22 protein-coding genes are annotated in these 22,184 nt (G+C 44.4%); 7 read left to right on the top strand and 15 right to left on the bottom strand.

The features are described from left to right. Position 1: 1 nt before the first annotated feature. From GPUN_RS13020 to GPUN_RS13005, 4 genes are all read right to left on the bottom strand, one after another. Positions 2 to 925, bottom strand: coding sequence for an ornithine carbamoyltransferase (locus tag GPUN_RS13020; protein ID WP_006007584.1), 924 nt, complete (start codon positions 923 to 925; stop codon positions 2 to 4). A gap of 49 nt (positions 926 to 974) precedes the next feature. Then, complete coding sequence (gene argB, locus GPUN_RS13015) at positions 975 to 1,766, bottom strand: acetylglutamate kinase (RefSeq protein ID WP_006007582.1); 792 nt, start codon at positions 1,764 to 1,766, stop codon at positions 975 to 977. Between the two features lies 1 nt (position 1,767). Then, positions 1,768 to 2,781 (bottom strand): N-acetyl-gamma-glutamyl-phosphate reductase, encoded by a 1,014-nt coding sequence (gene argC, locus GPUN_RS13010; protein WP_006007580.1) that lies wholly within the window; start codon positions 2,779 to 2,781, stop codon positions 1,768 to 1,770. Between the two features lie 309 nt (positions 2,782 to 3,090). Further along, the gene (locus GPUN_RS13005) at positions 3,091 to 3,633 is read right to left on the bottom strand and encodes a YaeQ family protein (protein WP_040521201.1); all 543 of its coding nucleotides are present in this window, start codon (positions 3,631 to 3,633) and stop codon (positions 3,091 to 3,093) included. A 451-nt stretch (positions 3,634 to 4,084) separates the two neighbouring features. On the opposite strand from GPUN_RS13005, the gene GPUN_RS13000 reads away from it, so the two are divergent. The 3 genes from GPUN_RS13000 (at position 4,085) to GPUN_RS12990 (ending at position 8,269) form a co-directional block, all read left to right on the top strand. Continuing rightward, positions 4,085 to 4,279 carry a YwbE family protein gene (locus tag GPUN_RS13000; protein WP_006007574.1) on the top strand — a complete coding sequence of 65 codons (195 nt, stop codon included), beginning with the start codon at positions 4,085 to 4,087 and terminating at the stop codon, positions 4,277 to 4,279. A gap of 83 nt (positions 4,280 to 4,362) precedes the next feature. After that, complete coding sequence (locus tag GPUN_RS12995; protein ID WP_006007572.1) at positions 4,363 to 6,582, top strand: prolyl oligopeptidase family serine peptidase; 2,220 nt, start codon at positions 4,363 to 4,365, stop codon at positions 6,580 to 6,582. A 319-nt stretch (positions 6,583 to 6,901) separates the two neighbouring features. After that, positions 6,902 to 8,269 (top strand): MFS transporter, encoded by a 1,368-nt coding sequence (locus tag GPUN_RS12990; RefSeq protein ID WP_040521152.1) that lies wholly within the window; start codon positions 6,902 to 6,904, stop codon positions 8,267 to 8,269. Positions 8,270 to 8,302: 33 nt separating this feature from the next. On the opposite strand, the gene GPUN_RS12985 is transcribed toward GPUN_RS12990, so the two are convergent. Then, positions 8,303 to 9,247, bottom strand: coding sequence for a homocysteine S-methyltransferase family protein (locus tag GPUN_RS12985; protein WP_006007567.1), 945 nt, complete (start codon positions 9,245 to 9,247; stop codon positions 8,303 to 8,305). Positions 9,248 to 9,396: 149 nt separating this feature from the next. On the opposite strand from GPUN_RS12985, the gene GPUN_RS12980 reads away from it, so the two are divergent. Beyond that, positions 9,397 to 10,392 carry an alpha/beta fold hydrolase gene (locus GPUN_RS12980; protein ID WP_006007565.1) on the top strand — a complete coding sequence of 332 codons (996 nt, stop codon included), beginning with the start codon at positions 9,397 to 9,399 and terminating at the stop codon, positions 10,390 to 10,392. 110 nt (positions 10,393 to 10,502) lie between these two features. Here the strand turns inward: GPUN_RS12980 and GPUN_RS12975 are convergent, their stop codons facing one another. From GPUN_RS12975 to GPUN_RS12960, 4 genes are all read right to left on the bottom strand, one after another. After that, positions 10,503 to 12,116 (bottom strand): GTPase family protein, encoded by a 1,614-nt coding sequence (locus GPUN_RS12975; RefSeq protein WP_006007563.1) that lies wholly within the window; start codon positions 12,114 to 12,116, stop codon positions 10,503 to 10,505. Next, positions 12,113 to 13,219 (bottom strand): YcjF family protein, encoded by a 1,107-nt coding sequence (locus GPUN_RS12970; RefSeq protein ID WP_006007561.1) that lies wholly within the window; start codon positions 13,217 to 13,219, stop codon positions 12,113 to 12,115. The genes GPUN_RS12975 and GPUN_RS12970 overlap by 4 nt, the downstream gene beginning before the upstream one ends. Before the next feature lie 176 nt (positions 13,220 to 13,395). Continuing rightward, entirely contained in the window at positions 13,396 to 13,710 is a 315-nt protein-coding gene (locus GPUN_RS12965) for a P-II family nitrogen regulator (protein WP_006007559.1), read from the bottom strand. Between the two features lie 23 nt (positions 13,711 to 13,733). Next, positions 13,734 to 14,759 (bottom strand): sodium-dependent bicarbonate transport family permease, encoded by a 1,026-nt coding sequence (locus GPUN_RS12960; RefSeq protein WP_006007557.1) that lies wholly within the window; start codon positions 14,757 to 14,759, stop codon positions 13,734 to 13,736. Positions 14,760 to 14,933: 174 nt separating this feature from the next. Between GPUN_RS12960 and trmL the strand changes: the two genes are divergently transcribed. Continuing rightward, complete coding sequence (gene trmL / locus GPUN_RS12955) at positions 14,934 to 15,398, top strand: tRNA (uridine(34)/cytosine(34)/5-carboxymethylaminomethyluridine(34)-2'-O)-methyltransferase TrmL (protein ID WP_006007555.1); 465 nt, start codon at positions 14,934 to 14,936, stop codon at positions 15,396 to 15,398. 82 nt (positions 15,399 to 15,480) lie between these two features. Here trmL and gpsA read toward each other — a convergent pair whose 3' ends face one another. The 4 genes from gpsA to GPUN_RS12935 all read right to left on the bottom strand — a co-directional run bounded on the left by gpsA (position 15,481) and on the right by GPUN_RS12935 (position 17,965). Continuing rightward, positions 15,481 to 16,488 (bottom strand): NAD(P)H-dependent glycerol-3-phosphate dehydrogenase, encoded by a 1,008-nt coding sequence (gpsA, locus tag GPUN_RS12950; protein WP_006007552.1) that lies wholly within the window; start codon positions 16,486 to 16,488, stop codon positions 15,481 to 15,483. Positions 16,489 to 16,551: 63 nt separating this feature from the next. After that, entirely contained in the window at positions 16,552 to 17,082 is a 531-nt protein-coding gene (gene secB, locus GPUN_RS12945) for a protein-export chaperone SecB (protein WP_006007551.1), read from the bottom strand. Positions 17,083 to 17,198: 116 nt separating this feature from the next. Continuing rightward, positions 17,199 to 17,456, bottom strand: coding sequence for a glutaredoxin 3 (grxC, locus tag GPUN_RS12940; protein ID WP_006007549.1), 258 nt, complete (start codon positions 17,454 to 17,456; stop codon positions 17,199 to 17,201). A gap of 80 nt (positions 17,457 to 17,536) precedes the next feature. After that, on the bottom strand, positions 17,537 to 17,965 hold the full coding sequence (locus tag GPUN_RS12935; protein ID WP_006007547.1) for a rhodanese-like domain-containing protein: 429 nt from the start codon (positions 17,963 to 17,965) through the stop codon (positions 17,537 to 17,539). A 239-nt stretch (positions 17,966 to 18,204) separates the two neighbouring features. Here GPUN_RS12935 and gpmI point away from each other — a divergent pair, with 239 nt between their 5' ends. Together gpmI and GPUN_RS12925 are read left to right on the top strand one after the other, a co-directional pair. Next, entirely contained in the window at positions 18,205 to 19,734 is a 1,530-nt protein-coding gene (gene gpmI, locus GPUN_RS12930) for a 2,3-bisphosphoglycerate-independent phosphoglycerate mutase (RefSeq protein WP_006007545.1), read from the top strand. A 10-nt stretch (positions 19,735 to 19,744) separates the two neighbouring features. Further along, positions 19,745 to 20,914 carry a murein hydrolase activator EnvC family protein gene (locus tag GPUN_RS12925; RefSeq protein ID WP_006007543.1) on the top strand — a complete coding sequence of 390 codons (1,170 nt, stop codon included), beginning with the start codon at positions 19,745 to 19,747 and terminating at the stop codon, positions 20,912 to 20,914. A 222-nt stretch (positions 20,915 to 21,136) separates the two neighbouring features. On the opposite strand, the gene GPUN_RS12920 is transcribed toward GPUN_RS12925, so the two are convergent. Continuing rightward, a complete protein-coding gene (locus tag GPUN_RS12920) occupies positions 21,137 to 21,562 on the bottom strand; it encodes a CopD family protein (RefSeq protein WP_040521151.1) in 426 nt (141 codons plus the stop codon). Then, positions 21,523 to 22,086 (bottom strand): BTB/POZ domain-containing protein, encoded by a 564-nt coding sequence (locus GPUN_RS12915; RefSeq protein ID WP_040521150.1) that lies wholly within the window; start codon positions 22,084 to 22,086, stop codon positions 21,523 to 21,525. The genes GPUN_RS12920 and GPUN_RS12915 overlap by 40 nt, the downstream gene beginning before the upstream one ends. Between the last annotated feature and the right edge of the window lie 98 nt (positions 22,087 to 22,184).

Genomic DNA, 22,184 nt, shown 5'->3' with positions numbered 1-22,184 from the left:
TCTAAAACTGACTAATATCACATTCGGTTAATAAATAACAAAGGATCGCGTTTTGCGCATGCAGGCGATTTTTGCTTTCTTGCATAAGTAAGGACTGCTGTGAATCCATAAGCTCACCGCTAATTTCAAGGTCTCTATGCGCGGGTTGGCAGTGCATCACGTAGCTTGCGCCGGCTTGCTCCATAAGTGCCTTGTTTACCTGATAGGGCATGAATTTGTGTTTGATTTCGCTTAAGGGCGTGTCATCTCCCATCGACACCCAGGTGTCGGTGTAAATTACGTCTGCCTCTGTCAGCGTTTCTATATGGTTACTAACGCTGAAGTTTACACCTGATTCACTGGCCATTTTCGCGACTTTTTGGGCGATGCCTGCGTTTATTTCATGGCCTTTTGGGGTAATGACCACTTGATGACAGCCCAATAAAACCCCTAGTATCAGCAAAGAATGGGTTACATTGTTGCCATCTCCCACGTAGGCAAGGGTTTTGCCTTTGATTTCACCAAATGCTTCTTTCATAGTAATGTAGTCGGCAAGTGCTTGGCACGGGTGGTAAATGTCGCAAAGTGCATTTATAACCGGTATGTTACCCAGCGAGGCTAACTCTTCTAAAGTACTGTGTTTGTGCACTCGGGCAACGATGGCGTCGGCCCACTGGGCGATATTGGCGCTTACGTCCTTGGGATCTTCGCGCTTTGCGATGGGTTGGCCTTGGGTGTCCACATATACCATATGGCCGCCCAGTTTATTGATGCCTATGTCAAAGCTTATGCGGGTGCGCAAAGATGGTTTTTCAAATAGCGCTACGACCGACTTACCCGCAAGGGGTTGACCAAAACGTTCGGGAGTTTGTTTGAGCGTAATGGCAAAATTGAGCAGTGAATTGGCGTCTTTTGCTGTCCAGTCGCTGAAACTTAATAAATTCACACGGTTTTCCTTTTTGAATTTCAATTGTATTCACTATTTTCGGTTGTAGTTAATATAGTATCTCGGTTCCGCAAACAGCATTATCAATGAGTATTTTAAACGCATCATTCCAACTGCCAATAGTAACACTTTGACCAATTTCTTTGGCCGCAAACTGCGCGGCGTTTACTTTTACCGCCATACCGTCTGTAATGACGCCTTGCTGTATCAATTCATCAATCTGCTTTGCGCTCAGCGTCGCTAATAAAGCTTTTTTACTGTCTAGTACGCCGCTAATGTCCGCGAAAAAATAGAGCTTAGTGTGCAGAAGTTGCGCAATGCAAATAGCAGCATGATCGGCGTTAACGTTGTAAAGTCGGCCGGCTTCATCTTTGCCAATCGAGGCTACTATAGGCACCATATTCGCCTGCATTAGCACATTAAGCAAGGCTGAACTATTCGCTGTAGGAACGCCTACCGCGCCAATGTTAGCAGGATGCTGCGTGCAATTCGCCATATTGCCGTCGGCTAAACTGATGCCCACCGCGTTTATAGAATATTTCGCACATTCGCCTACCAGTTGCTTATTAAGTTCACCCGCTAACACACCCGTAACAATGGGCATATGTTCATCGGGTGTAACGCGCAAACCATTTTTACGGGTACTGACAATGTTTAGGTCGTTTAATCTTTCTAGTACTTGCTCACCGCCGCCATGGACTAATACAACACTTCGACCTTTAGCTTGCAGTATGCGGATTGTTGACAGCAATTCATTGTCTGCGGTTTTAGTAAGGGAAGCGAAAAAACTGCCGCCTATTTTTATGACCACCGGTAATGGTGCATTGTTTGGATTTGCCATGTTAAATTAAGCCCATGGTTTGTGGTAAGCCAAGTCGAATGTTACAGCACTGAACGGCTTGCGATGATGCGCCTTTTAAAAGATTGTCTATGGCGCTCGTTACTACCACACACTGTTTTGTTGGGTCAAAGGCAAAGCCAATGTCGCAAAAAGGGGTGTGGATAACGTGATCAAGTTTCGGCATGCTGTCTTTTACCCTGACTAAGGGTTGATGAGCATAAGCACTGTCAAAAGCGTTTTGAATATCGCGCAAGCTCACACCTGATTTTGTGAACGCAGTCAGTGTGGCTAAAATTCCCCGCTTGAACCCACCTAAATGAGGCGTGAATATAACCGGTGTGTTTGCATAGTTTTCTATTTCTGGTGTATGCCTATGATTTAGCACGCCATATGCTTGTAAGCTGACCTCATAAAAGCTGGTTGTGGCTGAAGCTTTTTTGCCAGCCCCGCTGACGCCGCTGGTGGCATTTATAACAGGCAATTTACTGAGATCAAGTAAGTCATTTTCAATAAGCGGTTTAAGCGCTAATAGTGAGGCAGTAGGGTAACAGCCAGCTACCGCGACATACTGGGCCATTTTAATATTGTCGCTATACCATTCTGCTAGGCCATAGACGGCTTTTTTAAGTGTGTGCGGGTGCTGGTGTGCAAAACCATAAAAAGTTTCAAACACTTGGGTGTTGGGCAGGCGGTATGCCCCTGACAAATCAAATACCACGGCTTTGCCATTCAGCATCGCAGGCAAGTGGTCATGGCTAAATTCGTGCGGTGTGGCTAAGAAAATTGCATCAAAGTCGTTGCGGATACTCGCTATATGAGTACTTGCTAAAGCGTGTAGTGGTAAGTCACAAATACCGCTTAACTGTGGGTGTACGTCACTAACAAGCATACTTTGGTATTGGCTATTTTCAGATACGAAACAGTGCGTCAGTGTTAGCTGCGGATGTTGACTAATAATTTTTATTAATTCAGCGCCAGTATAACCACTGGCGCCTACAATACAGGCTGTAAACATAATGTTATAACTTTTTTAGACTGTTGGTTTGATAAAAAAAGGTGGCAGAGCGCTGATGTTCGGGTATTACAACACGAAATGACATCGAACGCACTAGCGCACCAATCGCTGATTGAAGATGAGAAGCGATTTAATATCGTCGACTTCTAAAGTTACAGCGCAATGAGGGAGAAACCAAACTAAAGATATCTAAAATTGTAAACACACCTGACCTTATCTAGTTTTTAGATTGGCTTATTTGCCAACTATTTAATCGGAAGGTACATGATAATGGAATAAAATAGATATGCAATTAAATTGTATAAATATTCATAATAAGCTGACCCAGGGCACCTCAATCTGGGTCTCGTTAGTGCTGATAAAAAACGACTCGTCGCTGATCGTAATTGACCAATTCATTGTGCGCCCAACATGCTTTGCCAGTGATTGAATGTCAGTCCAGTCAAAGCTAAATACCTTGATAGGCAGTTTAGTAAATTGTTCTTGATTCTGTTTCCACCACACCGCCGACTTGCTATTGAAGCTATATAAATATGTTTCTTTTGAGAGTCGACAGGCCTTCTTCATTCTATCGAAGCTGGGCTCACCAATATCTATCCAATAATTAAGAGCATCATCAAGACCTTTGTGCCATATGTCGGGCTCATCTGTTGCACTTAAGCCTTTTGTAAAACGCATTAGCTCGTGTGTGTCAGCATGCGAGTGTCGACAAAATGCCAGCATTCGCACTAACATCCTCTCGCTAGTTTCTGATGGGTGCTGAGCCATTGTTAAGTGCAAAGTAGGGTAATGCTGATTGTTGAGGTCGGCAAGTGCAATGTTTAACTTATAAATGGTGGGTTTAAGAGCCATGGATTTGCTTTTGGTGAAGTTATACTCGCAAGGATAAGGCATAAAGGGCGCCTTTACTATTTTCTAATTCACCTTGAGCCTCTTACTGTTGCTTGTATTACTATATTTTCACTGTTTACTCCGTCACTGGATAGGCGTAATATCAAGAGTTGATAACGCAATATTACTGCTGACCTCGTGGCGCTTAAGGCAAGTAGCTAAGCAGGAAAAAATGCGTCCATAAGGTCTTCTGGTCAGTTTTACGGTAAGTGCGATAGAGAGCTTAAAAAGGATGAGAACTGTTATACCGCACACTACTATCAGCAGCTTCGCAAAGATCTACAATCACAAAGCCAATAGGCATTATCATTGCGTTTAATTCATTAATCTGAAAACTCAAACTCAAACACGGATACAAAATACTTATGATTTTGGACCTACAAATTGCCTAGGTGCGAATAAGGAACTTTAAATGGACGCTACAAAAAGAGCAGATATAGCGATTGGCGCTACTGTTTCAATAGTACTTAAGCAAGATCAAAGAAACGGCGCTTTAACAGACGGCGTGATTGAAAAAATTCTGACTAACTCGCCGAATCACCACCATGGTATAAAGGTTAGATTAAACAGTGGCGAAGTAGGAAGAGTCAAAAAAATTCATCCGTAGGCAGAGTGCATTTGCGGTTTGGCTAAATATTTTCTTTCTTAAGCTTTACCCACCACTAGCGATAATTAAACGAAAAAAAACGTATGACATATCCTTTTACTAAAAAAACCTTTGCGCTAAGTATCGTCATGTTGAGCACCCTAGCCCTTTGGGCATGCTCAGACAAATCACCACAAATGACCATAAACGATACTAGCATAACGACCACCTCTGAAGAAAAAGTGAGTACAGTGACTTATAAAAATTTAGTATTTAATACAGCGGGTAAAACCGATGACGACCACCTTTATTTAGAAGAAGTGTTGGGCGAGCGAGCACTCGCTGAAGTGCAAGGATGGAATAGTCGCACACTCGAGCGATTAATGGCCGATTCACGCTTCGAAAAAATGCGTTTCGACGCGTTAGAGATCCTCAATTCGAAAGACAAAATTCCCTATGTGTCTTATCGCGGCGGCGAAGTACATAACTTTTGGCAAGACGAAAATCACGTTCGCGGCGTTTGGCGCAAAAGTACCCTTGAGAGCTATCTTTCACCCCAAACCAAATGGGAGACCGTATTAGATTTTGATAAGCTAGCAAACGATGAAGGCAAAAACTGGGTATACAAGGGCAATTCTTGTCTAGGACCCACCTACGAGCGCTGTATTGTTAATTTGTCTGATGGCGGCAAAGATGCGGTTGTGCGCCGCGAATTCAACACAAAAACAAAAACATGGGTGAAAGAGGGCTTTGTGACACAAGAGTCAAAAGGCACAATGTCGTGGCTAGATGAAAATCACGTAGTAATAGGCGTTGATTTTGGAGACGCCTCTATGACCACGTCAGGCTATCCTATGCTGGCTAAACTTTGGAAGCGGGGCACGCCCTTATCTGAGGCTGTTGAAATAGGCCGCGGTGAACTGGTAGATGTGGGCTATTGGGCCAGTACTTTCGAGCTTCAAGACGGTTCACGCGAAATTCTGAATGTCCGCTCTATGACCTTTTTCACATCGCGTTATGAATGGGTGCCTATGCTAGATGGCAAACTACAGGCGCCGATTGCATTGCCGATCCCTGAAAAAGTGAATATTTATGGTGCATTTAAAGATCAGGTGCTAATGCAACTTAATGAAGACTGGCGCGGTTTTACAACAGGTGATCTTGTTAGTTTTGATATTCACGACTTTATGAAAGACGGGAACATTGAAACAATTGCACTTGTGTATAGCCCAGATGAAAAATCATCGCTAAATAATGTAGGCGCGACTAAAAGCAAGCTCTTAATTTCTATTTCGCGTGACGTGGTAAGCGCCGCTTACGCCTTTGATTTCAAAAACGGTAAATGGCATTCAAGTAAGCTCGACTTTCCGTCTAACTCAAGCGTGACTATTGGTGCCACTAATGACAAGGAAGACATAGCGTTTATCAGTTCTGAAAACTTTCTTACACCAGATACGCTGTGGACTTACAACACCGCCACGGGGAACAAAGCAAAAGCTAAAAATTTACCGGCTTGGTTTGATGCTAGCGAAATGGTGTCGCAGCAGTTTTTTGCGACCAGCCCTGATGGCACCCAAGTACCTTATTTCGTGGTGCATAATAAAAATATTAAAATGGATGGCAGCAACCCAACATTGCTGTACGGCTATGGCGGCTTTGAAATATCGTTAAACCCAAGCTATTCTGCCACGCGCGGCAAGCTGTGGTTAGAAAACGGCGGCGTGTACGTGTTGGCCAACATCCGTGGCGGCGGTGAATACGGCCCTAAATGGCATCAAGCAGGTCTTAAAACCCAGCGTCAGCGCATATATGATGACTTTATCGCGGTGGCTCAAAGCCTCATTGACAAAGGCATCACAAGCGCAAAACATTTAGGCATTGAAGGCGGCTCAAATGGCGGATTACTTACTGGCGTTATGTTCACGCAGCGTCCTGACTTATTTAACGCTGTAATTATTGCCGTGCCTTTGCTAGATATGATGCGTTACCACACCATGCTCGCGGGTGCGTCATGGGTAGGTGAGTTCGGCGATCCTGAAGATCCGGTTGAAGGTGCCTTTTTGCGTAACATATCGCCTTATCATAACATTGACCCGGCGGCAGATTATCCCGAAGTTTTTTTTGTGACGTCAACCAAAGACGACCGCGTACATCCCGCTCACGCCCGCAAAACGGCCAAGCGAATGGAAGACCAAGGCCACGATTTTCTATATTACGAGAATATTGATGGCGGCCACAGCGCAGCGGCCAACCTGAAAGAAACGGCCAAGCGCCTAGCTTTGCAGCATACCTATCTTATGCAAAAATTAGTTGATGGGCAGTAAAATGCCTGAAAGAACTAATTAGCCGTGCCGGCGACAAGTTGGATCTTGCTCACGATCGTGGCCGTGATTAAACGGTTTCTTAGATTATGTTGCAACATATTTAAAGGTATAAGCTTTGCTAGAACCAAGACTTAGTTTGATATTGTTGGTTACTCTGTAAACTTGTTTTCGCTTAGCAAATTGCCATTTATGTGCCTTATCCGCTCAAGCAAGGTACAATGTGGGCGTTTCTTGTAAGCTTGCGCTAATAAAAGCAACATCTTTTTTAAGCTTCGAGTTCTTCTATAGGCATTAAGCCTCTTATTTTCTGGACTTACATTTGTCACGACTCTCTCTTACGACAACTGCATTAATTGCGGTTTGTACCGGTTATCTTATAGCGCCCATGGGCATGGCTGCAGTAAATGTAGCTATTCCTGCTTTGGCTGAAGATTTACAAGCCAACGCCACCAAAGTTGCTTGGTTGCCCACTTTGTATATTTTAGCTAGTGTTGCTTTTATGCTGCCTTTTGGCAAATTGGCTGATAATTACGGCCGCAAACGCATTTATGCATTAGGCCTATTGCTAAATGCACTCAGCGCCTTTATGTGTGCAATAGCGACTAATATTGACTGGATTTTGTTTTGGCGCTTCGTACAGGGCATAGCAGGTGCAATGATATTTAGCACCGGCGTTGCCATTATTACCTCGGTCACTCCCGCTAATAAAAGAGGGGCTGCCTTGGGGTTGCTAGCAGCTTTCGTCTATATTGGTCTGACAATGGCGCCCGCAATAGGCGGCTGGTTAACAGAATTGCTAGGCTGGCGCTCGGTGTTCTATTTTCAAATTCCCTTTATAATTGCTTTGCTTATATTCATTAAGTGTAAGCTTCATGGTGAATGGAAAAACGATCTTCACTCGAGCTTTGATTGGATAGGCTCTCTCATATTCGCAACGTTTGCCTTTAGTTTAGTGTATGGGCTGAGTAAGTTACCAAGTGCCTTAGGGATATTCTTGTTGCTGATTTCGTTGGTAAGTATAACGAGTTTTATTGTGCATCAAAGCCGCAGCAAGCAGCCTTTGATCCGCGTGCAAATGTTTCGTGAAAGCCGCGTGTTCAGTTTGTCATTGTTTACTTCGTTTTTGATGTATGGCAGCAACTTCGCCATTATCTTTTTACTCAGCTTATATCTGCAGTATATCAAAGGCTTTGGTCCTGCTTATGCTGGGCAAATTTTACTTATTCAGGCACTGCTAATGGCTATCGTTGCGCCGTTTGCTGGAAAGCTTTCTGATCGTTTTCAACCTAGAGTAATTGCAACCTTAGGCTGCAGTATCGTTGCGCTAGGCTTTGTACTATTAAATCAATTAGATACGCATACAAGCGCCTTGTACATTGGCGTGTCCTTAGGTGTTATAGGGCTCGGCTTTGGACTATTTTCAACCCCAAATAACAGCGCGATAATGGGCGCGGTGAAACAACAAGAAATAGGCGTGGCCTCTGCATCTATGAATTTATCGCGCACTATTGGAAATCTGGTGGGCATGAGCTTAGTCAATTTGATGATGCACTTTTATATAGGTGACGCTACCTTCGGCCCTGAAACAAACCCTGCGCTTATGACTACCATTTCACTGGCTTTATTAATGTCACTCATCTTCGTAATTGTAGCATGTGTGGCATCTGCCGTGAGGGGGAGGCAGTAGGGAAACTAAGTAGACCTCACCCCTTTCGTTTTTTCAAACAAGATAGCCTTTTTCACACAAGCTATCATGCAAAACTTGTATGTGCGCCGGCCCAATTTCACAGCATCCACCAATAATTGAGGCGCCATTTGTTACCCATTGCATGGCAACTTCGGCGTATTCTTGGGGATTTAAGTCCATGCGTGCTTCAAGTACGTCAACCGTAACACCAGGATGCAAAGAGTCTATAGATACAAAACCGTTGGCGTAGGCACCAATTTCCAAAGTATGGCTTGGTAGGCTGGCTTTTTGCCCACTTGCGTTTACTGTTGTTTTAGCTGCCCACGACAAGTCAGGCCAACACGCGCTTATTGCTTCAGGCTGGCTGCAATTTAACAAGATTGCGTGAGCGCCCAAAGACGACAGAACAGCCACCGCTTTGGTTAACGACTCGCCGCTGCGCAACAGTCCAAAGTGGCTATCACTGACGGTTAGTGCAACCCATACAGGTTTTCCACTTTCAACACCCGCGGTGCATGCCGCGCTGGCCTCGGCAATAGATGCCATGGTTTCGCATAAAAACACGTCGCACGCATTATACTGCAGTTGCACAAGGCGGCGGTAGCTGGCTAGCGCTTCAGGGTAAGTCAAAATTACTTCTGGCTGATAACTTGCTACTAAGGGGGGCAAGCAGCCTGCTATTTTGACTCCGTCGCACTGTGCAATTTCTACCGCTTGCGTGGCTGCACGTATCGCCGCGCTATGCAGGCTCTCGAGCTGCTCGGGAACATTTTCTCGCGTTAAGCGCTCTGGGGTTGCGGTATAGTTGTTGAGTGTAATAACGCGCGCGCCGGCAAGGATAAAATCACGGTGAAGGTCGCGCACTAATGAGGGCTCATTATGCATAATATCGGCAGACCATAAGCGCGTCGCCAAACGTGAGCTTCTGCGCAGTAATTCCTGTCCCATGCCGCCATCAAGCAGTGTAATTTTCGTCATTTGGGTAAGCCATATTATTGCTAATTTATTGGGGGGTGAATATAAGCTGAACTAGTAGTAAAATAAAGGGGGCAGGTTGAATTAGTCATTGGACCTGACCCCTTTACTATCGATCCCTTTATTTTCAACATCATTTTAAGGCACGCCAATTGACTTACTATATCAGCCTTGAAAATAAGGTAAGCACCTATCCTCAGACAGACTTTATGGCGTTTTTTAATAAGAAAGTACGCACCGGCATTTGGCAACAACGCAGTGCAGTAGATACTTTCTATGGTTATGTGATTAATGCATCGGCCAGCAAGTGTATTGTTATCTCACAAGGCCGTTCAGAATCTCTAGTAAAATATGCGGAGTTTATCTACGAGCTGTACCAAAACGGGTACACGGTATTTATGCTTGATCATCAAGGACAGGGCCAATCTACTCGTTTGCTCCCAAATCCCCACATAGGCTATGTAAAAAGTTTCAATGACTATGTTGAAGATTTGCATGAAGTAATCGAAAATGTGCTCAATCCTCTTTTAACTGACAATAATCAAGGCAACTTACAGAAAATCCTTTTTTGCCATTCAATGGGGGGAGCAATTGGCAGCATGTATGTGTTGGCTCATCCAACGGTATTTACGAAATTAGTGATGACTGCCCCAATGCTTGGCATACTGATCCCGGTAAGTGAATCCTTAACGTATTTAATGGTGAAAACGGTGCTAGGCATAAGAGCGTTTTTTGGCTTGCCCCTAGGTTATTTATGGGGTCAAACTAACTATGAGGCTGGTTCTTTTAATGAAAATAAGCTGACAAACAGTGAGTTACGCTACGGTGTTTTTCGAGACATGATGACACTTTATTCACAGAATCAGCTGGGGGGAATTAGCTTTACATGGATGCAGCAGGCTATTACTGCAATGCGCGACTTGCGTCTTAAAGCATCAAGCATTATGTTGCCTACGTTGGTGTTTCAAGCTGAGCAAGAACGTATCGTAGATAATAAGAAAATGACTCAGTTTGTCGCACAATTAGCAAACGCCACGTTGGTTAAGGTGGCTAATGCACAACATGAGTTACTGCTTGAACAAGACGAGGCAAGAACAATGGTGCTTAGCAATATATATGACTTTATAGAAAGCGACCATAATCACTAGGCATCACAGCACAGTAAAGATGCTAAGTGGGGCAAAAAACTAAATGTATAAGATACTACTTCTTCTATATGCCTTGCTTGAGCTGACTAAATAAACGCGGCAAAGGCCTTTTATTTTCTAAGCTTCTTAATCACAAAATCGCTAATGTCAGGTGCTGCACTTCTTAAAATATTAGGATACAGTTTTTTACCCGAGTGAAACGCTCGCTTAACTTGCTGTCTAAGCGCAATGCCTTTTCCCATCGCTTCTATTCGCTGACGGTTTCGCTGCACATTACTCGCATTTTCGATAGCTTCACCCATGGCGAACTTAAGCTCTTGTGCGCCAAAGCTTTCTTTGTCAGGTGCAATAGACAAGGCTACAACAGCATCAAAGTGCAATTTTTTTTGATTAAACTCAAGCGCCTGCTTAATTATCTTCGCCTTGGCGCAGTTGGGCTCTGCAATATTGTATGGCGGCTGCCATTGGTCAACAGGTTTAAGTTTATCGACCTGATTAACTACGCCAATGAGCGCGGCTTTTTTGCGAGAGATGTTTTTGTTACTTGCATAGTAGGCATCAAACGCAGTTTTCAAGGTTTTGTCTAGCGCCCGCGCAGGCTGATTTGCTTTTAACACCCACATGATCAAGTCAGCTTGCGTCATTTCATCAAGCATTGCCTGTTGGGTGCTAGTGTCACCGTCTAAACCTTGCAGATCAATCACACGTATTGGGATGTCGTTTAATACAGCCTCGTAGACAGTGGCTGTATCGGTTGACGGTAATACGTCAACCTCAGCTACTAGCTGCTCTTTAATGAGGTTGATAATGGACGACTTCCCTGCGCTTGTTTGACCAACAAACACTATACGTATTGGCTCTAGCGCTAACGCAAAGCGTGTTTCATCCTTGGCTACGATGCTTGAGGCAGTCACGTCCTCTTCTTCAAAACTAAAGCGGCCGCTATAAAGGTCAATAGCCACGCTTGCAATCTCATCTAAAAGCGCTTGCTTGGCCTGGCTTTGCATGTTGTCAACCAACCCTTTTGTCATAGACGATGTGGACTGATCTTTGATAAGGTCAGCAGCAAATTTTGCGGGATTCAAGTATAAGTTTTTGGCATAGTTTGCCCAAATAGCTATTTTTAACGCTTTGCCGCCTAGCTCTCCATATTGCTCGTAAACCGCATAGCCTTCTTTTAAGTGCGACACTTTTAACATTTCAACGCCAGGAATATGCGCTTCTATAACGTTCTTATAGCGGCGACTTATTTCTCCAACGAGCTGTAATCCCTCTGGAATCGAAAAATCTAACGCCTTTTTACCAAATTCGCTTGCCACAAACGCCAGAATATCCAAACCCACTTGGTCAAGCTCACTCCACTCATTCTTTTCTAGCAATAGCTGTTGCGATTTAAGTTTGGTTTTTTCCCAAATAATCACTTCGTTCTGCGACCACTGCTGTGATCTTGCTACCAAGGCGTCGCTTACCTGCGCTGTGTTTAAGGTAACGTCATCTTTTTTCTTCTTATTGTTGCAAGCAATAACAAACAAAGGCACGCTGATAAGCAAGGTGCTAAACGCGATAATGAGCGAAAGTAACAATATATAGTCGTACTTAATGGCAAGAAACAGCGCAAACACAATCAATACCAAAACAGGCAATACAGCAGACACCACAGCGATACCCCAGCGGCCACCTGACATTTTCGTGAGGACTACAAAAAGCTGTTTGATTTTATTCATGGCCGACTGTTTTCATCATAATTGGCTGCTGCTTTGCCTTTTTTGAAGGCCTTTTTGTACAAGTCCTGCATTTTTTCTGGCGATACGTCTTCCCCTTTTTGTTTACGATAGAAGTAATAGCAGGCAACGCGCCCTAAGCCATAGGTGGTCGCAAAGCTCATAGACGCAGCGGCAATTGCTCCCACCGTTTGCCCATAAACGGGAATAAACTTGATTAACTGCCTTGCCCCAAGTTTGGTCGAATAGCTAAGAGCAAAGCTACTGCCCAAAGACCCAATTAACTCACCAAAAGTTTGCGTGTTGAATACTAGGTCGTACTGTTTGGCTAAGCTATGCAACATTTTGGCTTGAATAGCGGGGACCGACACCAAGCCAATAGCAGGAATTAAATCACTCGCTGCGGCACTACCACAGTACCAAAGAACTTCTTTTTGAACCTGTGCAAAGTTATTGCTTTCCATGGTGCAGTGGGCTTTATCGTTAATCAATAAACCAACAAGCGGTAATATATTGCTTATTTCAGACAGCAACAAGTCCTCGTTATAGATACCCCCGCTGGGGACTTCAAAATCTACACTCACCGTACTAAAGTCTTTATCCCAAACACCTCGCACCTGCTCCTCATTAAAAGCGACTTGACGTGCCCTATCGCTGTCGCTACTGAGCAAAACTGCGCTATGAACAAGGAGTAAGTGGCGTATGTTTTTATCTTTTCTAATCTGTTTTAAAGCCGCTAAGACTGCGCTTTGTTCTGGCTCTTCAGCTCTCATTAACACTACAACCGCATTGCCTTGCTTAGCCATTTCGGCTAAATCTTCTTTGGGGTCGTAGTTAGCTTCGCCTAGGCCGCGCGTGTCTAAAAATCGCATTATTGGTTTGTCTTGCGGAAAATCGTAGGCGTGAGCGCTTACCGTACAGGGTTCAAAACCATTGCCTATTTCCACACACGACAGGCCTGTGACGGATTGAATAAGCGACGACTTGCCCGCACCAGTTTTGCCCAGCAGCCACAAAGTGGGCAAATGTTTTTGCTGAAAGTCTTGCACCTGCGTGATATTCGTATTTTTACGAGGATTAATAAATGCTTTAATTTGAGTAAACATGGTCACCGTGATCTTCGTCTATTGCGCGCTAGCCTTCTTAAACAAGATAAACCGTTTAAGAATTGAATCAAACTTTATACGTCTAGCTTTGCTCAAGCGCTTTATTCGCCAGTGATGCTTTATGCAATGCGCTTAGCACTTCTCGGCCTGCTTCATCATTTTCTAAGTATAATGCGTTAAAACTTTTGCGCTCTGAATATTTGTACGTCGCTTAAGCTGACAATACCCGGCTGCTCGTTAAAGCATTCTTCCATTAAGCGTTTAGCAATTTTATTAGCGGTATCAGTACTCAATACGATGACCTCTATTTTCACGATCCTAAATTCGTCTACCATGGATGCATGCTGTGCTGGATGCAGGTGAAACGAGCCGTTGCCTCCGCCTTCAAAAATGGTGTAGCCCTTTGCGCCCTCTTGCTCAAGCACTTCTAGAATATTCTCTTCAAAGACCTTTTCGGTCATTATAGATAGTAGCGTGGCTTTATGTTTCATGATTTTCCTTTATGCGGGTGTCGTTAAAAAACAACCTTGGCTAATTCGGTGAACAGGGGGATACCTATGGCAATACAAATGGGTGTGCCGATACTGGTAGACGAGCCAATAAAGGCGGAAGGGTTTGCGGTAGGAATACCCGCGCGCAGCGTCGGTGGCCCTGAAATATCTGAGCTTGAAGCCGCAAGTATCGCCAGCAACACTACACCGCCGGGGCTAAAGCCGGTTAAATGATGCGCTATAGCGCCAAAACCAAAGGCAATGGCGCCGTGCATAAGAGGTGCAATAACCGCATACACCGCATACCAATGAGCAACTCGGCGAAGTTCACTCAATCGCTGCCAAGCTTCTATACCCATAATCACCATGAGAATCGACAAAAATCCACGAAATACAGGGTTATAGAAACTCTCATATACAGGCTCTGGCTTGGTTAGTAGGCCTAATAGTAAGCCTAGAATAAGCGCTGACAGCGCAGATCCACGTAAACTGTCTACCACTATTGCTTGAATGTTAATGTCTTTGCGCTTGTGTTTTGGTGCCTCCTTGTCATTCGCTTTGTCCTCTTTTTGAGTGACTAGCCTTGCTAATACAATGGCGAGCACCAAGGCGGTAATATCCATGAAGGGGTATAGCGCCGATACCCAAGCCTCATATTCCATGCCAATGTCGTCTAAATGTAGCATTGCTGCGGCAAAAGTTGACGCAGAAACGGCGCCAAAAAGTCCTGCGGTTGCAATAGCGTCGACAGGGCGAATACCGGGAAGTTTTGATAGTGCCACTTTGCCACCGTACACAATAATAATGCCAATTAGCACGGCAAAAAAAGCGGGCAGTAAGAGCTCAGCCAAATTCGCATTTCGAATTTCCATGCCGCCGCGCAGCCCTATTTTCATCAACAGTACAAACACAATAAACTTGTATACTTGGTCGGGAATACTTAAGCGACTCCCCATGGCTGCCATGAACATACCGCCCAATAAAAAACCCAAGGTTGGGGTTTGAAAGCCCCCTAGAAATAGCTGGCCGAAGCTTACAAGAGTATCCATATTATTAGTGCTAACCTTTACTGATAAAATGATGAAGCATGCTCAACACTAGCTGTATCTACATGTTTATTTACGTAATAATAATAGTGTATACCAATTTTCTGCGTTTTCCTACGTTGCAAACTGATACAATAAAAGGCGTATACAACGCTGCTAAGAAATAAGTGAGCACACATGTTAGACGTCGTCCTATTTGAGCCAGAAATTCCCCCTAATACAGGAAACATAATCCGCTTATGCGCCAATACAGGCTACAAACTTCACTTAATTGAACCTTTAGGCTTTGATTGGGATGAAAAGAAAGTACGCCGCGCGGGTTTAGACTACCATGAGTTTGCCGACACCAAGCGTTATCCAAATTTAGAGACCTATCTGAATGCTCAAAAGCCCAAGCGCGTGATTGCGTGCACCACAAAGGGCAAAGCTTTTCATCATGAAGTAAGCTATGAAAAAGGTGACGCCTTATTATTTGGGCCTGAAACGCGCGGCTTGCCAAGTGATATCATTATGTCATTGCCGCCGCAGTGCCGGGTGCGCATTCCTATGAGCGCTAACAGCAGAAGCATGAATTTATCCAATGCGGTGGCGGTATTTGTATATGAATCTTGGCGCCAGCTAGGATTTGAGAATGCGTGCTAGCGCATTGGTAGACGCCAAAAATAAAGGCAGAGCCTCGCATTAGTGTGGCTGCGTTACTACTAGCAAAGTCGCTAGTTCAATATTACTCGGTAGTTTGCTCGCGTCCTAGTAATGCAATAGCGGCTTCCTTAGCAGATTTTTTTTCGTATAATACTTTGTAAATTTGCTCGCAAATAGGCATTTCTATACCTTGCGCCTTTGACAGTATGTTTACTTCGTCGGTATTTCGATAACCTTCAACTACTTGGCCTATGCTGTCTATTGCGTCTTCAACGCTTAAACCTTGGCCTAAAGCGAGCCCGAAGCGGCGGTTGCGCGATTGATTGTCGGTGCAGGTTAAGACTAAATCGCCCAAACATGCCATGCCCATAAAGGTCTCGCTTTGTGCGCCTAAGGCCAGCCCCAAGCGCTTCATTTCGGCTAAGCCCCGAGTGATTAAAGCGGTTCTAGCATTTGCACCAAAGCCTAAACCATCGGCAAGTCCAGCGCCTATGGCGATTACGTTTTTAACGGCGCCGCCTAACTGTACTCCGATTAAATCGCTGTTCAAATAAACTCTAAAGCGTTTAGGGTCGTGTAACAAAGCCGCAAACTCAGCGCCTAAATTATCGCATGTGCTTGACAAGGTAATGGCGGTAGGTAAGCCAGCCGCCATTTCAGCAGCAAAGGTTGGGCCTGAAAGCACCGCTAGTGCGGTGCTTTCAGGCAATATGTCTTGTGCCACTTGCTGCAATAAACGCCCGGTGCCGGGCTCTAATCCTTTACTGGCCCAAATGACTTTATGTTGAGGGCCAATAAACGGCGCTATTAAGCCTAGCATGTCGGCGAAAGCATGACTTGGCACCACGACTAGCAAATACATGCTGTCGTTAATGACTTCTTCTAAATGTGAAGTAGGAAAGAGCGCGTCTGGGAATGTAAATTTTTCCAGATATTTGGCGTTGCAGCGACTCGTTTGCATGTGGGCAATTGCTCTTGGATCTCGGCCCCACAGATAGGTTTTATGTTTGTTACGTGATAAACAAAAAGCCAAGGCTGTGCCGTATGAGCCGGCTCCAAAAACCGTAATGTTGTGCGAAAGTGTCGTCACTAAGAGGTTTCCTTGGCTATTTGCTTAATAGCGACAGCGTTGTTTGCTGTCGCCCTGTAGAGCTTAAGAGTCTAATTTCGGTGGTGCATTATCATCGCTTTCTAGCGCCTGCTTGGCGGCTTCTTCTTGACGTTTTTGCACATACTGCGTAAAAATAGCATCAAAATTTACTGGCGCTAAGTTAAGCACTGGGAAAGTACCCCGGTTAACAAGGTTAGACACCGTTTCACGTGCATACGGAAATAACAGGTTCGGACAGTAAGAACCCAGCATATGTGCTTTGTTATTAGCGGGCATTTCACCAATGGCGAAAATCCCTGCTTGCTGCACTTCACATAAAAACGCGGTGTCGCCGTCGTTGGTAGCAGTTACCGTAACTGACAACGTGACCTCAAATAAATTAGCGCTTAGCTCTTGCGTGCGCGTGTCAATATCGAGTTTAATTTCAGGCTTCCATTCTTTTTGAAAAGCGCTAGGAGAGTTAGGCGTTTCAAATGAAATGTCTTTGGTGTAAATGCGCTGCACGTTAAATTGAACTTCTTGCTGCTGTTGTGCATCTTGCGGTTCGTCTTGCGGTTGTGGTTCGTCAGCCATATTTATTTCCCATTATGTAGTTCTATATACGTACACTTTTTAGTGTACCTGATGTTAATGTCGTTAACGGGCGAGAACATATCAGCCTCGCTCACCCGTTTATCAATTTAAATGCCTTAGCCTTTAAGCATAGCGTCAAGTTTGCCTGCTGCGTCAAGTGCGAATAAATCGTCACAGCCGCCAACATGAGTGTCGCCAATAAAAATTTGCGGTACTGTTGACTGACCGTTAGCACGCTCAATCATTGGGCCACGCAGTTCAGGCTGCTTGTCTATTTCAAAATTGGTGAAATCTGCGTCTTTTGCTTTTAGTAAGCTTGTGGCGCGTGTGCAGAATGGGCAGTAGCCCTTGGTATATATTTCAACTTTTTGCATTCTATTTCCAATATTCGCGCATTGACTATTCGCTTAGCCTTGGCTCAAGCCCACATTCAAGCGCTTTTGTGTTCATTAAATTATTTGCTTACAGGTAAACTTGCACCTTGCCATGCGTTCATGCCGCCGGTCAGTACATACACCTTGTTAAACCCAGCTTTGGCCATTTTAGTGGCCGTACCTGCTGCAAGGTTGCCCATTGCGCAGACTACAATAATGGGTTGGTTTTTATATTTTTCAAGCTTGATGTAGTTGCCTTCTCGGACTTCTTCAGGCTTTAACTGCTTCGAATCGATGATGTGACCTGCTTTAAAGTCTTTTGCCACGCGAATATCAAGCACTATAGCGTCTTCTTTATTAATGAGTAATGTGGCTTCATGATTATTGACGCGTTTAGTTTTTGACAAAATAGGCGCTACGAATGAATACACTAGCATAGCCACCAAAGCGATCCATAATCCAGTTAATAGTATTTGGTCTTTTGCAAATTCGAGAAGTGTTGAATCCATGAAACGTTATCTCACTGTAATGTTTTAATACGACTAAAAGCGGAATTATATATAAACCTCATACAAATAACACCCAATTAAGGTGGATTAGTGTGTATTCAATTTACTTTTTATTTAAGGTAGGGCAAATAACTGCTAAATTAGCAGGGTATATATATATTGATGTATGTTAATTCTATTTTGCACCACTTCTTGCACGGGGCTTAACAACGTATTTTGCTTTGAGATTAAGGAATTTTATGACGCTGAAGAAAAAAACACTCGCACTATTTATTTTAGACGGCTGGGGTTACAAAGAAGACAAAACCAACAATGCCGTGGCCTGTGCTAATACCCCTAATCTAGATAGACTAACGCGCGAATATGCCAGCACCTTAATTTCAGGCTCAGGGATTGACGTGGGTTTACCGCCGGGGCAAATGGGTAATTCTGAGGTAGGGCATGTAAATCTTGGCGCCGGGCGTGTGGTCTATCAAGACTTTACGAAAATAACCAAAGCGATAGAAGACGGTAGCTTTGTTAACAATGAGGTACTTACTACGGCGATTGACAGTGCAGCGAAAAATAGCAAAGCGTTGCATATTATGGGCCTGCTGTCCGATGGCGGTGTGCATTCACACCAGGATCATCTAATGGCAGTGGCGGAATTAGCAAGCGCGCGCGGCGTTAGTAAAATTTACTTACATGGTTTTTTAGACGGCCGCGATACGCCTCCACAAAGCGCTGAAAAATTTGTAGGACAGGCGCAACAAGTCTTAAGCAGTATTAAAGGCGCACAAATAGCCACTCTGATTGGCCGCTACTACGCCATGGACCGAGACAATCGCTGGGATAGGGTTGAACTAGCTTATAACATGCTGGTAAACGGTGACGCTGAATTTCATACACATTCTGCCCAGCAGGGCGTCGCTGAGTCATACGCGCGTGGGCAATCTGATGAATTTGTGAAACCCACCGTGGTTGGTGACTACAGTGGTATGCAAAGTGGCGATACCGTGTTGTTTATGAATTTTAGAGCGGATCGTGCGCGCGAACTTTCGCACGCTTTAATTACTCAAGATTTCAAGGGCTTCACCCGAGACTCAAAAGCCAATATTAACTTTGTAATGCTAACTGAATACGAGTCTACCTTAAAAGCGCCGGTGGCTTATCCTTCACAAGATATCGTTAATTCAATGGGAGAATGGCTGTCTAGCCACCATAAAACCCAGTTAAGAATATCAGAAACAGAAAAGTTTGCTCACGTCACGTTTTTTTATAGTGGCGGTAAAGAAGATGAGTACGAAGGTGAAAAACGCATCCTTATTCCATCGCCCGACGTGGCAACCTACGATCTTCAGCCAGAAATGAATTCAGAGAAACTGACTGATGCACTCATTGAAGCGATAGACGCAGGCAGTTTCGATGTGATTATTTGTAACTTCCCCAACGGTGATATGGTTGGGCACACTGGGAATTTTGAAGCGGCTGTTAAGGCTTGTGAAGCAGTTGACGGCTGCATAGGCCGTTTGGTTGAGGCCTTAAGCCGCAACCATGGCGAGTGTATAATTACAGCTGATCATGGCAACGCTGAACAGATGCAAGACCCCAATACCGGCGTAGCTCACACCGCGCATACTAGTGAACCGGTTCCGTTCATCTACTTTGGTCGTGCGGCAACTACACGAAACGATGGCACGCTAAGTGATGTCGCCCCTACGATGTTGCATTTAATGGGAATGGAGCAGCCAACACAAATGACAGGCACACCTATTGTGACACTAAAGTAGTCTGCTTTTCGTGCGTAATAAAAGTAGCCACTTCAGAGCGTTTATGCTCGCTGCGACGCTATCCCTATCGGGTAGCCATTTTGCATGGGCGCAGTGGGAAGCGCAAAACGTCTCCGACAGCGCAGAGCTTGAGACAATCAAAAATTTGATTGAGCAAACGCAGCGCCAGTTGAATAAAAAACTGGCAGACTTTGAGCGTTTACAGCAAGAATTAAAACTAGCTAAACTGAACATAGCGCAAACAACGACCTTACTCAATCAAACCGATAAGAAGCTGCGCACAACGCGCACTGAACTAAGCAATTTAAGCGCTGAACAAACATCTATTCGCACCAGAATGCGTAATCAACAAAGTGCTTTAGCCAGTCAGTTAAGAAGCGCCTATATGGCAGGTGACAATGACTTTGCCAAAATGATTTTTAATCAAGAAGAGGCAGGTAAATTTGAGCGTGTTCTCACCTATTACTATTATTTAAACAAGGCCCGGCAGTCGCAGATAGCGGTATTTAGAGGCTTGATTGAGGCGCTTGAGCGTGTACAAAAAGAGCTTGATTCACAAGAGCTTCAGCTTGCGAGTTTGCTGAACAAGCAGACTAGTCAATCTTCTGTGCTGCGCAGTCAACAGCAAAAACGCGTTGAAAGCTTCGAAGCACTAGAGAAACAAATTAGAAGCGACCAAGCAAGAGTGGCGCAACTGCAAGAACAGGAAAATGACCTGCAGACAGCGATTGAGCAGGCTGAAATTGCCGCCCAGCAAACGCTTGAAAGAGACGATATTGACTTAGTTGGATTAAGTGGAAAAAAAAGGCTGTTAATTGCGCCTACAGGCGGCCAAATACAAAATTTATTTGGTCAACGCCGGCAGGGACCCGTGCGTTGGAAAGGCATTATTATTAACGGTGAATCGGGAGCGGCAGTAAACACAGTGTCTGACGGCGTGGTGCTTTACGCCGATTGGTTAAAAGGATTTGGGCTGGTCACTATTATCGATCACGGTAAAGGCTACATGAGCGTGTATGGACGAAATCAGGCATTGCTAAAAAACGCGGGTGAAATAGTGCAAAGCGGCGAGGCAATCAGTTTAGTAGGCACCAGTGGTGGTCAAGAAAACGCTGGGCTCTACTTTGAAATTAGGCACAAAGGGAAGGCCCTAGATCCAAATGAGTGGCTTGCACGCTAGCATCAGTTTAGAAGTTTGTTGATAGGTATTCGCCGACCCTGCAAGAGCCATTGAGGAGGCAAATACAAAAGATGGTAGTGGTAAGTTATTGGCTCAAAATCTGCCGATAATTGCTAAAAGCCTAAAAGACACTTTGCTTAAATACGTGTCCATTTCGGACGAGTTATCGACGTATTTACCTAAGCAGTTTGCAACTTTTCAAAAAGAAAATAATTTAAAATCTTAAAAAGGCTTCACAATTGTCAGTATAACAATGGCTAGAAGCGCTAGCACCGGTGCCTCATTTAAAAAACGATAAAACTTAGGGCCATGGGTATTCGCATTATTCGAAAAGCGTTTCATCAGCACATACAAATACATGTGATATATATAAAACAGCACAACAATGGCGAGTTTAACATGTAGCCAAAGACTTAACGCAAACCACTGATAGCCGTAGGAATAAATTAGTAATACGCCAAACACGAGCGTAAGCAGGGCAAACGGCGTAACGAAAAACCAGAGCCTGCGCTGCATAATATTAAGCTGCGCTTTTACTTCACTGCTTTGTGATTGAGCGTTGTAGACGAACAAGCGTGGCAAATAAAAAATACCTGCCATCCAAGCAATCATGAAAAATACGTGTAGTGCTTTGTACCACAAAAGCATAGTGCCTTTCCTCTTTGCCTTTTACACTGAGCGCTTATATTGTGCGAACGACAATATTCGAACACGCGCCCTAAAAAGTGTGTGTTAATGTTGTTGTCGCAGTAAATAGGTATGCAACATTTTCCAAGTAATAATACCGCATAATGTACCTTGCGCATGGTTTTCATTGCGCTCATCTGTTCCACTTCCAATGTTTTTTCATCAGACGATATAATAGCTACGCCTCCATGACGCTTTTTATACAATAGTTCGTACACTTCGGCTAAGGTATTTTGATCAGATAAACTGTCTATTTTATTGCGGGCAATATTATTTGCTGAGTAAAGCGCAACGCCACTAGCGCTGAAAGCGCTGCAAGTGGCGCGTGAAGTACAGCAGCTGTAAGAATAACATAGTTGCCGACTTGGCAATGCGCTATAATTACCAACTGAGCCTAGTAAAGCGCCTTGCAAGGCCTCTAAGCACAGTCTAAAGAGTATTGTTACCGCAGCGGCTGCTGCCAGCCCCGCTGCTAGGCCAGCCATGCATAGCTGCAGAAGTTGAAGGAATAGACAGCGTTAGCCGTAACGATTGTAAACGCACAATAAGCAGCTTGTTAGGCGGTATATTTTACAAACTATAT

The organism is Glaciecola punicea ACAM 611 (assembly GCF_000252165.1).
In the GTDB taxonomy this organism is placed as follows: domain Bacteria; phylum Pseudomonadota; class Gammaproteobacteria; order Enterobacterales; family Alteromonadaceae; genus Glaciecola; species Glaciecola punicea.
This window is presented reverse-complemented; position numbering and strand designations above follow the sequence as displayed.